General features: G+C 56.8%; 12 protein-coding genes. 7 read left to right on the forward strand and 5 right to left on the reverse strand.

All coding sequences use genetic code 11. The features are described from left to right. Nucleotides 1-3 precede the first annotated feature (3 nt). Nucleotides 4-447 carry an IS200/IS605 family transposase gene (tnpA, locus tag AMR42_RS03900; RefSeq protein WP_099532156.1) on the forward strand — a complete coding sequence of 148 codons (444 nt, stop codon included), beginning with the start codon at nt 4-6 and terminating at the stop codon, nt 445-447. Further along, a complete protein-coding gene (locus AMR42_RS19735; protein ID WP_143472921.1) occupies nt 425-730 on the forward strand; it encodes a hypothetical protein in 306 nt (101 codons plus the stop codon). Before tnpA ends, AMR42_RS19735 begins: the two co-directional genes overlap by 23 nt. 237 nt (nt 731-967) lie before the next feature. Here the strand turns inward: AMR42_RS19735 and AMR42_RS03905 are convergent, their stop codons facing one another. Beyond that, nucleotides 968-1,627 (reverse strand): nucleoside triphosphate pyrophosphatase, encoded by a 660-nt coding sequence (locus AMR42_RS03905; protein ID WP_099532157.1) that lies wholly within the window; start codon nt 1,625-1,627, stop codon nt 968-970. Between the two features lie 332 nt (nt 1,628-1,959). Then, nucleotides 1,960-2,526, reverse strand: a complete 567-nt coding sequence (gene psbP / locus AMR42_RS03910) for a photosystem II reaction center PsbP (RefSeq protein ID WP_099532158.1) — start codon at nt 2,524-2,526, stop codon at nt 1,960-1,962. Between the two features lie 350 nt (nt 2,527-2,876). On the opposite strand from psbP, the gene AMR42_RS21340 reads away from it, so the two are divergent. The 3 genes from AMR42_RS21340 to AMR42_RS03920 all read left to right on the forward strand — a co-directional run bounded on the left by AMR42_RS21340 (nt 2,877) and on the right by AMR42_RS03920 (nt 7,275). Then, nucleotides 2,877-3,011: a hypothetical protein gene (locus AMR42_RS21340; protein ID WP_255407483.1), complete on the forward strand. Its 135-nt coding sequence runs from the start codon at nt 2,877-2,879 to the stop codon at nt 3,009-3,011. 174 nt (nt 3,012-3,185) lie between these two features. Further along, nucleotides 3,186-5,909: a cyanophycin synthetase gene (gene cphA / locus AMR42_RS03915; protein ID WP_099532159.1), complete on the forward strand. Its 2,724-nt coding sequence runs from the start codon at nt 3,186-3,188 to the stop codon at nt 5,907-5,909. A gap of 46 nt (nt 5,910-5,955) precedes the next feature. Continuing rightward, on the forward strand, nt 5,956-7,275 hold the full coding sequence (locus tag AMR42_RS03920; protein ID WP_234406582.1) for a pitrilysin family protein: 1,320 nt from the start codon (nt 5,956-5,958) through the stop codon (nt 7,273-7,275). 84 nt (nt 7,276-7,359) lie between these two features. Here AMR42_RS03920 and hisA read toward each other — a convergent pair whose 3' ends face one another. The 3 genes from hisA to AMR42_RS03935 all read right to left on the reverse strand — a co-directional run bounded on the left by hisA (nt 7,360) and on the right by AMR42_RS03935 (nt 10,855). Beyond that, nucleotides 7,360-8,142 (reverse strand): 1-(5-phosphoribosyl)-5-[(5-phosphoribosylamino)methylideneamino]imidazole-4-carboxamide isomerase, encoded by a 783-nt coding sequence (gene hisA, locus AMR42_RS03925; RefSeq protein ID WP_099532160.1) that lies wholly within the window; start codon nt 8,140-8,142, stop codon nt 7,360-7,362. Nucleotides 8,143-8,585: 443 nt separating this feature from the next. Then, the gene (locus tag AMR42_RS03930; RefSeq protein ID WP_099532161.1) at nt 8,586-9,608 is read right to left on the reverse strand and encodes a ribose-phosphate pyrophosphokinase; all 1,023 of its coding nucleotides are present in this window, start codon (nt 9,606-9,608) and stop codon (nt 8,586-8,588) included. Nucleotides 9,609-9,700: 92 nt separating this feature from the next. After that, on the reverse strand, nt 9,701-10,855 hold the full coding sequence (locus tag AMR42_RS03935; protein ID WP_099532162.1) for an RNA-guided endonuclease TnpB family protein: 1,155 nt from the start codon (nt 10,853-10,855) through the stop codon (nt 9,701-9,703). 787 nt (nt 10,856-11,642) lie between these two features. On the opposite strand from AMR42_RS03935, the gene AMR42_RS03945 reads away from it, so the two are divergent. Both AMR42_RS03945 and bioD read left to right on the forward strand, forming a co-directional pair. Beyond that, a complete protein-coding gene (locus AMR42_RS03945; RefSeq protein WP_099532164.1) occupies nt 11,643-13,574 on the forward strand; it encodes a serine/threonine-protein kinase in 1,932 nt (643 codons plus the stop codon). A 97-nt stretch (nt 13,575-13,671) separates the two neighbouring features. After that, a complete protein-coding gene (bioD, locus tag AMR42_RS03950; protein ID WP_099532165.1) occupies nt 13,672-14,379 on the forward strand; it encodes a dethiobiotin synthase in 708 nt (235 codons plus the stop codon). The last annotated feature ends 7 nt before the right edge of the window (nt 14,380-14,386 follow it).

A 14,386-nucleotide genomic window follows, 5' to 3' on the forward strand; every position in this document is an offset into this window, starting at 1 on the left:
GAGATGAGCGAATATATCCACAAAAGTCATAACGTCACAATTTTGCTTTACCACTTAGTGTTCCCAGCAAAGTATCGGCGGGCCGTATTTGACGAACAAGTCGATGAGGTATTGAGAGAAGTTTGCTTAGAGATTGAGAAACGTTACGAAGTGAAGTTCATCGAAATTGGAGTGGACAAGGATCATGTGCATTTTTTAGTGCAATCAGTGCCAACGTACAGTGTGACAAAACTGGTAACGATGCTCAAGAGTTTGACAGCGCGGGAAGTTTTTAAGAGGTGTCCGCAAGTGAAGCAGCAGCTTTGGGGAGGAGAATTCTGGAGTGATGGTTACTTTGCGAGTACGGTAGGAAAACATGGAGATGAAGGGATGATAGCAAGATACGTTAAGAACCAGGGTAATGAGTATCTGAAGTTGCACAGAGATGAGCAGCTTACTCTTTTTTGATTCTGATACCCCGTCCGCTTGCGGCGGGGTAGTTCATTTATCAACTTGCTGGTGGGATTCAGACCAGTTGAAGCGCTGCAAAACAGTCGTGAAAATCCCGATCGCAGCGCTGGCAGAAACTACCGCACCATTAGACAAAATGACCAATCCGGCTCTGTTTACTTTGCACGAAGTTGGTTTGGATAGGTCGCAATTTTTCCGTTTTGATCGCCGGCCGGTGATGTCGATCAAAACTGAAAAGTTGATGCTTGTTGCCCCTAAATTTCAATCGTACCGCCCTTAGCTCCCGTGTCACCAGTGGATTGAGCGACAGAACGGCTAAAAATGCTCCTGAATGCCAAGATCCACCGCTGAGGCTGAATTTCAGGCTGAAATTCTGGAGTGGGTTGCTGGAATTGATGGAAATTGACTGGGTATGGACTGGATCGGGACTGGATCTGAATCTGGCACAATGGGCCCAAGATCAAAGCCGGCCCCCATTTCAGGGGCCGACGCAGCCGCCAGCGATTCCAGTTTGTCTTTAAAGGGCTGGGGTTTGCCAAAGTTGCGTTACGTCGTATCCCAACTCCCCTAACATGCGACGCAAGAGCGGCAGGCTGAGGCCAATCACATTCATGTGGCAGCCTTCGATTTTCTCCACAAACAGGCCGCCGCGACCTTCGAGGGCAAAACACCCGGCGCATTGCATGGGTTCGCCCGTGGCGATGTAGGCCGCAATTTCGGCATCGGTGGGGGTTGCGAAATGAACACGGGTGGTGGCGGACTGGATCAACTCCCGATCGCTCGCCAAATCAATCAGCACATGGCCCGTGTACAGATCACCAATTTTCCCCCGCATTTGTTGCCAGCGCTCCATGGCCTCGGCGGGTGAGTCGGGCTTGCCATAGACTTCCCCATTCACCAACAGCACGGAATCGCAACCCAAAACCACGATCGAGCTGCCCAGTTCATGGGATCCCAATAGGGACTGCCGCAGGGCCGGTTCCTGCCGCAGCCGATTGACAATCACCCGTGCCTTGCCCTGGGCCAGCACTTGCACCAGTTGTCCTGGATCAAAGACGGTGACGGAATCCTCATCGAAGTCACTGGGACAAACGATCGGGGGAATGCCTGCCATCTGGAGGAGTTTGCGGCGAGCAGGAGAGGCGGAAGCTAACACCAATTGCAAGGGGTTAGGCATAGTCTTGGTCAGTTAGTAATCGAAAGGTTAGGGAATGGGGTTGACGGGGGTGAATCGGGGGTGAATCCACGGATGAGGAGGCGGCGGAAGTTCGGGTGAAAGGGTGGCGGTTGGCCTTGGTCAGGATTGCCCAGACCCTACCAAGGAAACAGGGCAACAGCCTTGCCATTGCCCTGTCTGAATGATTGACGCGGTAGCGATCGATCGCTACCCAGCGCTATCCAGTTGACTGCCATTGATGTTCGATCGCCACTTCGCCACCGATATCGATCGCCTGAGTGCGGCCGATCGCCCGTTGGTTGTCGCTGTCGCCCCGGCTGAGGCCAAGTTGCCTAGTCTACGGAGAACGATCGAGCAACCGTTTCAAACATGTCTTTCACCTTGTCCCAACGCCCTTCGGAGGCGGAAATGTTCAAGGTGTAGAGCTGGCCACGGCTGACGGCAACGCTGGCCAGGTTGTGGCGCTCTTGGTTAGGCAGCTTCACGGCATATTCCAGCAAGTAATAGGTTTTGCCGTTGGCTTCTCGGGCCTCGGCGTTCACCAGTTCGGCGGTGCGTCCGGAGCCGGGCGGGGCGATCGCGCTCTTAGAGAGGCGATAACCCACTTCGCTGGGAGTTCCCAAATCGGGCAGGGCTTTGCCGCTGGGAACGGGGTTGATCACAACGCTGACGTTTTCGGTTTCTTGAATCAGGTCATGGAAGACCACATCGGGCCCGCCGGCCACTTTGACGGCCACCCACCCGATCGGGTACAGGAATCGATAGCCTTTGGTGGCATCAATGTAGGCCTTCAAGCCGCTGGCCGGAGCGGCGCAGGCTTGCAGCGCCACCACAACCGTCAGCAACAACGCGATCGCGAGGCGTTTCCAAGTGGAGCGGTTCAGGGACGAAAATTGCATGGGTTTCGAGTTCGATCGGGCGTTGCAAAACGGAGCATGAAGGACTGCTGCGTCCTCAATCACGAGGGATGACACGCGGGATTAGATTACACGCGGGATTAGTTGTTGATGATCGACAGCATCGTTATGATCGCGACAATCACAACGACCCGCATCACTGACCCGCATCACTAATAATTTCAGATGCTGCCTAGCGGGTTGGCTAGCGAGCAATCCAACGCGATTTCATCTTAAACCGCCCCGGCCCCGGCCGATCCAGACCCAGCTCGGGAACCGGCGAATCCGGATCACGCTGCCCATTCTTCCAGATTTCTTTTGATCCCCATTCGGAGACCCGCTCGATCGCCAATATGGCTCGCAAGGGCGTGATCACAGGGCGGCCCCAAGGCTTTGCCGATCGGGTCTATCTCCCACTAGACAACACCTTGGCCATTTTGGGCGATCAATCCCCGTCCATTCCCCTTGGCCTCTGTTGCTGTTTGTGAACCAAGCGGCTAACCTGACAGCTAAGAATTCTGAAAAAATTGTTCCTCAGGAACAGTTCAGTATCATCGTCAGCACTGAGACTAAGCTAATCCTTCGGTGTCGCTGACTCGTTAGATGACGGTTGGGTCACGCATCTCCCCGTTCTTTTTGAACCTTCCTCAACACTGCCTCCGATGAAGATCCTGAAAGTCCAGACGCTCCGCGGCCCCAATTATTGGAGCATTCGCCGCCATAAGCTTGTCGTTTTGCGTTTGGATTTGGCGGACTTGGCTGATCGCCCCTCCAACGAGATTCCGGGGTTCTACGAAGGACTGGTGGAAGCCCTGCCCAGCTTAATGGAGCATCACTGCTCGCGGGGCAAGCGGGGTGGTTTTCTGGAGCGGGTGCGCGAAGGCACGATGATGGGGCACATCGTGGAGCATGTGGCCCTGGAACTTCAGGAATTGACGCAGATGCCCGTGGGGTTTGGGCGCACGCGCGAAACCTCGGAGCCAGGGGTTTACTTGGTGGCGATCGAGTATGAAAACGAGCGGGCTGGGCGGTATGCGGCCCGAGCGGCCGTGCGTCTGTGCCGCAGCATTGTGGACTCGGGCAGCTATCCCCGGGCCGAGCTGGAGCAAGACTTGCAGGATCTGGAGGAAATTCGGGCAGAGGAAGCCCTTGGCCCCAGCACGGAATCCCTGGTGCGCGAGGCAGAGCGCCGGGGAATTCCTTGGCGGCAGTTGGCGGCACGCTCCCTGATTCAGTTGGGGTATGGGGTTCGTCAAAAGCGGGTGCAAGCGACCCTGAGCGATCGCACGGGAATTTTGGCGGTGGAGTTGGCCTGCGACAAGGACGGCACCAAGCGGGTTTTGGCCGATGCGGGCGTGCCGGTTCCTCGGGGGACAACGGTTCGATACCTAGACGAGCTACAGGATGCAATCGAGGAGGTCGGTGGCTACCCGATCGCGATCAAACCCTTGGACGGCAACCATGGCCGAGGGATCACCCTGGACATTGAATCTTGGGAAGCGGCGGAAGAAGCCTACGAAATGGCCATGGCCGATTCCAAGTCCCAGACGATTTTGGTGGAGCGGTTTTATAAGGGGAATGACCACCGGGTATTGGTGGTCAATGGTCAGGTGGTGGCCGTGGCGGAGCGCGTACCGGCTCGGGTGATTGGAGATGGGCGATCGACCATTCAGGCGTTGATTGACGAAACCAATCGCGATCCGCGCCGGGGCAGTGGCCACGATAATGTGCTCACCAAAATCACAATCGATCGCCCCTTGGAGCAAATGCTGGAGCGGCAAAGCCTGACTCTCGATACTGTGCTTGATCGGGGCGAAATTTGCTATTTGCGAGGCACGGCGAACCTGAGTACCGGTGGCATTGCGATCGATCGCACCGATGAAATTCACCCGGAAAACGTCTGGTTAGCCCAACGGGTGGTCAAGATCATTGGCTTGGACATCGCCGGGATTGATATTGTTACGCCCGATATTTCCCGCCCCCTGCGCGAAAACGGGGGTGTGGTGATTGAAGTGAACGCTGCGCCGGGCTTCCGGATGCATGTGCAGCCCAGTGAAGGCATTCCCCGCAACGTGGCGGAACCGGTGCTGGATATGTTGTTTCCGCCCGGGTCGCCGGCCCATGTGCCGATCGTGTCGGTGACCGGTACCAACGGCAAAACCACCACCACCCGCCTGATTGCCCATATCTATCGCCAAACGGGACAAGTGGTGGGCTACACGACCACCGACGGCACTTACATCGGGGAATACATGGTGGAACCCGGGGACAACACCGGCCCCCAAAGTGCCAATCTGATCCTGCAAGATCCGACCGTGGAAGTGGCCATTCTGGAAACGGCTCGGGGAGGCATTTTGCGATCGGGCTTGGCGTTCGATCGCTGCGATGTGGGCGTGGTGCTGAATGTGGCCGCTGACCACCTGGGGCTGGGGGACATCGACACGATCGAGCAAATGGCCCGTGTGAAAGCGGTGGTGGCGGAAGCCGCTGCCCCCGATGGCTATGCGGTGCTCAATGCGGATGATCCCCTGGTGGCGGCCATGGCGGAGCATGTGTTGGCCCAAGTCACCTATTTCTCCATGAACCCGGAGAACCCGATCGTGCGGGAACATGCCCGACAGGGAGGCTTGGCCGCTGTTTATGAAAACGGCTACCTGTCGATTCTCAAAGGCGATTGGACCCTGCGGATCGATCGAGCCGAAAACATTCCCCTCACCCTGGGCGGAAAGGCCGCTTTCCAAATTGCCAATGCCCTGGCCGCCAGTTTGGCCGCCTTTGCCCAAGGGGTGCGCATTGAAGCAATTCGTCAGGCCCTGATGACCTTCACGTCCAGTGCCAAGCAGACCCCGGGGCGAATGAATTTGTTTGATTTGGGTCGCTACCATGCCCTAGTGGACTACGCGCACAATCCCGCTGGCTATGAAGCGGTGGGCGTGTTTGTCCAAAACTGGCCCGGCACCAAGGTGGGTGTGGTTGGTGGCCCGGGCGATCGCCGTGATGAGGACTTCCAATTGCTGGGCAAGCTGGCGGCCCAAATGTTCGATGAAATTCTGATCAAGGAAGATGACGACAATCGCGGTCGGGCCCGGGGCAGCGCCGCTCGCCAAATCGAAGCGGGCATCACTGCCGCTCGCCAGGAAGGGCTGGCGCGGGTTCGCCGGTTTGAAACCATCCTGGATGAAACCACGGCGGTGAATACGGCCCTCGATCGGGCGGTGGATGGCGGGTTAGTGGTGGTTTTCCCGGAAAGTGTCAGCCGTGCCATTGACCTGATTGAGGCCCGCGGCCCTCGGGAGACCACGAAAACAACGCCCACCCCCAAAACCCCGATCGCCGATCCCGCTAGTAACCGCACCAGCCAGCACAGTGAGGTGAAATCGGTCTAGGCTAATAGCGGTCTAACTAAATCCTACCTTTCCGCGAGCTGAGCCAATGATGTCGCCAAGCTTGTTTGCCCCGGCCCTGCCGCCGATCGAAACCGTCCGTACTGGGCCGTTAATTCGGCGGTTAGACTGTGGTGCACTCGCGATTGTGGAGCAGATGCCCGTTGAGGCGGTCAATCTCAGTTTGTGGGTCAATGCTGGTTCAGCGATCGAACCTGAACCCATTAATGGCATGGCCCACTTTTTGGAGCACATGGTGTTTAAAGGGAGCGATCGGCTCGCCCTCGGGGAGTTTGAACAGCGGATTGAAGCTTGCGGAGCGGTCACCAACGCCGCCACCAGCCAAGACTACACCCAGTTTTATTTGACCGCCGCTCCCCAGGATTTTGCTGCCCTGGCTCCTTTGCAATTTGACGTGGCATTGCGGCCCCAGTTGCCGGCCGCGGAATTTGACCGGGAGCGCCATGTGGTGCTCGAAGAAATTCGCCGCAGCCAAGACAATCCCCGCCGTCGCACCTTCCAAGCGGTGATGAACCTGGCCTTTGAGACCTTGCCCTATAACCGGCCGGTGTTGGGCCCCACGGAAGTGATTGCCCACTTGGATGTGCAACAGATGCGGGACTTCCATGATCGCCACTATCGCCCGCAGTCGGTGACGGCCGTGGCGGTGGGCAATTTGCCGCCGGAGCAGTTATTCGAGATTTTGGAAACCGGCTTCAACGAGGCCTGGCGCGATCGGGACTGGTCGGGTTTGCCGGTGGCCACGCCATCGTTGATCCCAGAGTTGCCGTTCGATCACATTGAACGCCGGGAAATCATTGACCCATCGTTGCAACAGGCCCGCCTGATCATGCTCTGGCGCGTTCCGGGGCTACAGGACTTGCGGGAAACCTATCCGCTGGATGTGTTGGCGGCGGTGTTGGGCCATGGCCGCACCTCGCGCCTGGTGCGGGACTTGCGGGAAGAGCGGCGATTGGTGTCCAAGGTTTCGGCCACCAATTTGACCTACCGTGCCCAAGGAACGTTTTATTTGGCCGCCCATTGTGAGCCGGAGCATTTGCCAGAGCTGGAAGCCCGCTTGCAGGATCACATGGCGCGTATTGGTTCGGAACCGGTGAGCATGGCGGAGGTCGATCGGGTGCGGGCGCGGGTGGCTAATGGGTTTGTGTTTGGCAATGAAACCCCCGCGAATCGATCGAACCTCTATGGCTACTACCAAACCTTGGTGGGCAATGTGGATGCGGCCCTGCGATATCCCGATGCTGTCCGTTGCCTGACTCCAGAAGATTTGCAGCGGGCCGCCCAGCAATATTTGAATCCCCAGGCCTATGGGTTGGTGATTCTGCGCCCCGCTGCTGCTCAGGGTTAGGGCTAAGGATCAACAAGGGTTGGGCGATCGCTGCGGATGGACCCCTCAATCGCCTTGGATCCCGGGGCTGCCTCAGTGGCTGAGTTACCCGATCGCCTCCTGACCAAAATTCAGGGGGAGATCTTGAATTCGGCCCGGGCCCACCGCCTGGATGGCCTCCTTGAGATCCACGTTGCCGGTGTAGAGGGCGCGACCGACAATCGCCCCCGTGACTCCCACCGGCTCCAGGGCCAGCAGCCCCAATAAATCGGTGACGGAACTGATCCCCCCGGAGGCAATTACGGGAATGGAAATCCCTTCCGCCAGCTCGCGTAGGGCTTCCTTGTTGGGGCCTGCCAAAGTGCCATCCCGGTGAATATCCGTGTAAACAATGGCCGCCGCGCCCCAGTCCTGAACGCGCTGGGCCAGTTCCACCGCCCGCACTTCGGAGGTTTCCAGCCAACCCCGGGTTGCAACCCAGCCATTGCGGGCATCAATGCCAATTACGATCCGCCCGGGAAATTCCGCGCACCAGGCGGCCACTTCGTCCGGCTGCTCCACGGCCACGGTTCCCACAATCGCTCTGGTGATCCCCAGTTCAAACAGGCGGGCCGCGCGATCGCGGGTTCGGATGCCGCCTCCCACTTGAATTTGAATCGGGCGATCGCCCAGTTGTTGGGTAATGGCCGCGATCGCCTGGAGATTCACGGGTTCTCCCGTTTTGGCCCCATCCAAGTCAACCAGGTGCAACCAACTGGCCCCCGCCGTCATCCACCGCTGGGCAACCATCACCGGATCATCACCAAAGGTTTCCGCGCGATCATAGTCACCTTGAAAGAGCCGGACACAACGTCCACCCAACAGATCGATCGCCGGAAAAATATCCATGGCTAATCCTCATCCTTCAGAAAATACAAAATCGAAAATCCCAATCAATCTACCTGAAGGCTGTAATTCGCAACATAGGGCATTAGCCAGGTTTTGGATGGCCCCCTGCATCGAAATGGGTTAATCAACAGGCTCAGGTCGTCTTCAGGTCGTCGAAATCGCACCCAATTACGCTTAATCGCGCTCGATCGCCCCCAATGGCAATTCCGAATGGTAATTCCGAGAAGCCAGCGAAGACAAACGATCGACCGTGAACGCCCCCGTTGGGTTTCTCGGTCGATCGTCCGTCACCCTTGAGTTTTAGGACAATGCTTAGGAATTTTGTCCTTGCAGGAGTAATGGCCAGAAGCCACCTCCTAAGCAAACTTGCTCCCTCCACCGTTCATCCGCGAATCTCAGCCCCAGTCAGCTAGCTCCGCAGGCGCATCCTTGAATCATGGATATTAGTCATTGATAAACATGCTGCTAACTGACGTGTCTTCGTGGATGCGCCAAATAGTTTCGCCCAGCACATTCGCCACTGACAAAACCGTGAGCTGGTCAAAATGGTGGTGATCCATCATGGGAATCGTGTTGGTGACAATCACCTCTTCAAATAACCCACTGGACAAGCGCTCGATCGCCGGAGGAGACAACACCGCATGGGTGGCACAGGCATAAACCTGGCGTGCCCCTTCCCGACGCAGCATTCGGGCCCCTTCCGTGAGCGTGCCGCCTGTGTCGATGATGTCATCCACCAAAACGGCCGTTTTGCCCTTCACGTCACCAATGACGTTCAGCACTTCCGCCACATTGTGCACTTGGCGGCGCTTGTCAATGATCGCTAGGGGCGCATCGTTCAGGCGCTTAGCAAAGGCCCGGGCCCGCGCCACCCCGCCCACATCGGGCGACACCACGACAATATCCGACAGGTTCTTGCTTTCGAGGTAGTCGATCAGGACTGGCGCACCAAAAACATGATCGAGCGGAATATCGAAATAGCCTTGGATTTGCGCTGAATGCAAGTCCATGGCCAACACCCGATCGGCTCCGGATTTCACAACCAGGTTCGCCACCAGTTTGGCCGTAATCGATTCCCGGCCGGCCGTCTTGCGATCGGCCCTGGCATAGCCGTAGTAGGGAATCACAGCGGTGACTTGGCGCGCCGAAGCCCGGCGGCAAGCATCCACCATGATCAACAATTCCATTAGATGGTCATTCACAGGGCGACAAACCGGTTGGATCAGATAAACATCACAACCCCGGATTGACTCCTGAATTTGAACATAAAGCTCACCGTCGGCAAACCGTTTGCGAACCATTGGTCCCAACGGTAACCCCAGGTATGCAGCAACTTCTTCGGCCAAGGCGACATTTGCCGATCCTGAGAAGATGCGAAGTCGGCTCTTTTCCGTCACTTCGCGATGCGAAGTCGGCAGCGGAGAAGTCGCAGAGCAAATCACGGCAGACCCTCGAAGCGCATTCATGGCAATCTTAGCATTTCCTTCCAATTTTCTTTGGATTTGCGTCCGTCACTAATTCACTAACAATTGCTGCAATTGACTAGCAAATGCAGTAATCAGGAAACTTCCTGCTTCATTGCGGCGAAGTCGGCTTCTTCCGCTCCACAGACTGACACGACCGGACTGGCCGCCTTTTTCAAATTGATTGCGGCATTCAAGTCGCGATCAATTTGCAATCCACAGTGGTCACAATTAAACACCCGCTCTGACAGCGATAGGGTCTCTTTTCTCTTGCCGCAACGGGAACAAGTCTTGCTAGATGGAAACCAGCGATCCACGATCGCCAGCTCAGAGCCATACAACTTTGTCTTGTAATCTAGTTGCCGCCGAAACTCGTAGAACCCCATATCCTGAATCGCCTTGGCTAGCTTGTGATTCGCCATCATTCCGGACACATTCAGATCCTCAATGACCACCACGCCGTGGTTCTTGGCGAGGTAGGTCGTGAGTTTGTGGATGGTGTCTTTACGGATATTGGCGATTTGCTGATGCAACCGGGCGATCCTCAATTGAGCCTTTTTCCAATTGGCAGACCCGCGTTGCTTGTGACGATTTAGCCATTGCAACCGAGAGAGCCGGGACTCCATTTGTCTGTAGGCTTTAGCGCCTTCAAACACTTCTCCAGTGCTGAGCGTTGCTAGGGACTTGACACCCAAATCAACACCAACAATTTCAACCGCTTTAGGTGTGATGACGGGTTCGATCTCAATCCGAAACGAGATGAACCAATCATTCGCTCGGCGGCTGATTGTGACTGATTTAGGTTGAACATTTTGAGGTAATGCTTCATAGGTCTTCAGGATGCCAATCTTAGGAACCTGAATTTTATTCAGTCCCTTGATATGAATAGCTCCATCCAGTTCAAAGGAGTCATGGCGACCCTTTTTCTTGAATTTAGGAGCGCCTGAAGTCTTTTTGAAGCACCGATCCCAAGCCACCCGTAAATGGCGTAAAGCATTCTGGGGTGCGCTTTTGGAGACCTCGTAGTACCAAGGGTGTTCAGACTTCACCAAGGCTACCAACCACTTGTGCAAATCAATAGCCGATGGGAATTTGATCTTTTCGTCAGTATTTGATCGGTTGTGGTCAAGGATATCTCTAGCCAGTCCCAACCCCCAATTCCAGGCATGACGCGCAACACCGGCATGGCGAGCTAATGCGGTGCGTTGTTGGTTGTTGAGCTTGAGTTGAGTTTTGAATCCGAGTAGCATCTGTTCATTGTATGACAGCCTCTAGAATGGATTCACATTTTTCAGAGAATTTGAGCAGATGACAGAAAATCAATCACTGTTGATTAACCTTTGTACGATCGGGCGGCAATTGTGACAGAAAACGGGGGCAGTTTAACGAGTTCAATGGGGCGATCGACCATCCCCTAGCCCGATCGGCTAGGATGAGTCCCGAGGGTTGCCCAAACGGGCAATTTAACACCCAGCCCAACCCCAGACAGGGGCAAAACCCTAACTGGTGGTGCGGGCCACCGCGAGTTCCGGCCAGTTCCCGAGTCGATCGCAACGGGACAAGCCCAGGCTGCATCTGGCGGCAGATGCGGCTCAACTTGCTACCCCCAAGGAAGCGGCTAGGGACTCAGCAGAATCGCTAGCCAATGGAGATCCAACCCAATGGATCTTCAACCAACAACCGCCGCCCAGTTTCTTGGGCGGTTGTGCCGGGCGATTGATTGATCGCAGACCTGGGATAATCAGGGGAAATGGGGGTTGGGTGACGACAATGCCGCTAATCGCCCCAAGTCTGATCGGTTCATTCAGCCCTATAAATTGGTTTTAGCGCCGGTTGCGTCTGAACAATCAAAATCACCCGACTCCTTTAATGGTTCGATCAAACAATTGATCAGTCCAATGGGGCGATGCAAGTTACGGAATAAATTGTTTTTTTCTGAATTTCGCCTGAGTTTCGCTTGAGTTTTTGCTCGATCATCGCCTGACTATTGCCTGACTGAATTGCCATTTCAACTGTTCTTCGATCGCCCCGAGTCCCATGCAACCGTCCCTGCCCCCCGGAACTGTTCTCCAAAATCGCTATCGCCTTGTGGAAGTGTTGGGACAGGGTGGCTTTGGGCGCACCTACCTGGCGGAGGATTTGGGGCGATTTGGCGAGCGCTGTGCCCTCAAGGAATTCACGCCGCCCGTGGGCGATGCCTACGCCCTCGAAAAATCCAATGAACTGTTCCGGCGCGAGGCAGCGGTTCTTTACCAAATCAATCACCCACAAATTCCCAAGTTTCAGGCCACCTTTGAGGCGGAGGGTCGCCTATTTTTGGTGCAGGACTATGTGCAGGGCAATACCTATCGATCGCTCCTAGATAGCCGCCTGCACCATGGTCAGCTCTTTGCGGAAGGGGAAGTGTTCTACCTCTTGCAACAGTTGCTCCCCGTATTGAGCTACCTGCACAATTTGGGAATCATTCACCGGGATATCTCGCCGGAAAACATTATTCTGCGGGAGCACGATCGACTGCCCGTGTTGATTGACTTTGGGGCCATCAAAGAAATGGCCACCCGCTTCCAACAACCGGGAGCCACAGCCGTGCAGGCCACCACCGTTGGTAAAAGCGGCTATGCCCCCAGCGAACAAATTCAAACCGGCCGTGCTTACCCCAGCAGCGATCTCTATGCATTGGCCGCCACGGTGTTGGTGTTGCTGACGGGGCGAGAACCCCAGGATTTGCTAGACGATCGCACCCTTACCTGGCATTGGGATCAGTATGTGCCCCTCACGCCGGCCTTGGGAGATCTGCTACGACGGATGTTGGCCTATCAACCGACGGAGCGCTATCCCTCTGCCTCCTTGGTGCTTCAGGCGTTGCAGGAGGTGACGTTGGATGCGACGGCCCGCCCCGTGGCCCAGCCGCCCTCCACTTCACCCCCAACTCCGGCAGCGCCGGCCCCAGCCGCTAATCCCACGGGAACTGTCCCTTCAACCATGGCGACGGTGGTGGTGGGTCGGGCTGCGCCGCCTCCGATCGCCCCCCGATCGCCCGCACCGGCCCCGGCTCCCGGCCCCGATTGGAGCGTGGAACCCCGAGGATCCTTGATGGATAACCCTTGGGCGGTGACGGTGTTAGGTGTGTTGTTGGTGCTGGGGACGGGAGTGGGTTCCTGGTCGCTGGTGAATCAATTCCTGAGCCGATCGCCCAACAACAGCAACCCCACACCAACCGCGACGGTTTCCGAAAGTCCGCCGCTGCCTAGCCCATCCCCCACGCCATCCCCCACCCCGTCCCCTAGCCCGATCGCCTCGCCTGTGGTCTCCACCCAGCGGTTGAACCTTCAGCCCGCCGGGGATTTTGAAGATTCCCGCACCCTGGGCGAAAACGAAACCCTGATCTATCGTTTCCAGGCCGGTGCTGAGCAACCCCTCAGCATTTCCGTGGCAGGCAATAACGTGATCGCTAGTCTCCTGGCTCCCGATGGTGACCCGGCGGATCGATCGAGCCGGGATCTGCGCCAATGGGATGGCGTGATTGCCGTGGCTGGTGAATATGCCCTGCAAGTGCGCGTGGCCCCCGGTGCGCCCAGGGGAGACTACCGCCTGCGCTTACGGCTAGCGGCGGCTCCCGCTTCCCCCAGTCCGGAGCCAAGCCCCACGCCAACGCCCACCCCGACTCCGGAGCCAACTCCCAGCCCCAGCCCAGAACCAACCCGCCAACCCACTTCGCGCAACTTCCGAGGTGTGACTCAGCCCCAGGTTCCCCAAACCTTTGGTTTTGAAGCCCAGGCGGGTCAGCAAATTTCAATTAGTATTCCTTCCGGTTTGCGAGCCACGGTGTTTGGCCCCAATGGCCCGATTCCGGACATGGAAGGACTGGAAGGATCCGTCAGTTTGGAAGCGCCCGTGGGTGGCAACTACGGTATTGAAGTGTCTTCGGATTTGGAAATGCCCTTTGAGATCGCCGTGCGGGTTCGGTAGCAACCGTGATCAAACCCTTGGAGCAAGAAGCGGCAGGGCGATCGGCCTGAGTAGTGCTGAAGCCGATGGAAGCGCGCTAAACCAACAGGAGAATGGGATGAGTGAAAGACGACCGCAGCAACTGGCGATCGCGGGGAGCGATACGGAAGTGGGCAAAACGGTCTTTGTGCTGGCACTGGCGGCCTATTGGCAGTGGCATTGTCAGAAACAAGGGGCCTTGGGCTTGCTGAAACCGGTACAGTCCGGGGAGGGCGATCGGGAAATTTATGGGGAATTGTTTGCGGATTTGAATCAAAGCCCCGAATCCTTTAATCCCATTCGGCTACAGGCTCCCTTGGCTCCCCCGATCGCGGCGGAACGGGAAGGCAAAACGATCGACCTGGCCTTGGCCTGGCAAGCTCTGCAAACCCTCCAGAGCGATCGCTCCTTCATTTTGATTGAAGGGGCCGGAGGCTTGGGGTCGCCGGTCACTTGGGAGTTGACCTTTGCGGATGTGGTGGCCGCTTGGCGGTTGCCGTTGGTGTTGGTGGTGCCGGTCAAGTTGGGGGCGATCGCCCAAACGGTGGCGAATGTGGCCCTGGCTCGTCAATTCCAAATTCCGCTGCGGGGCATTGTGCTGAATGAAGTGACGGCCGTGAGCGCGGCCGATCGAGAAGCTTTAGCCCCCATCGGCCTGATTGAAAGCCTGACCCATGTGCCGGTGCTGGGCTATTTGCCCCATGTGGACAATTGGCGCGATCGCGCGGCCCTGGCCGCAGCGGCGGCACACCTGAACCTGGAGCCATTGGGTATCAGCCCCTATTGAAGTGGCT

The sequence above is a fragment of the Limnothrix sp. PR1529 genome, assembly GCF_002742025.1.
GTDB lineage: Bacteria > Cyanobacteriota > Cyanobacteriia > CACIAM-69d > CACIAM-69d > CACIAM-69d.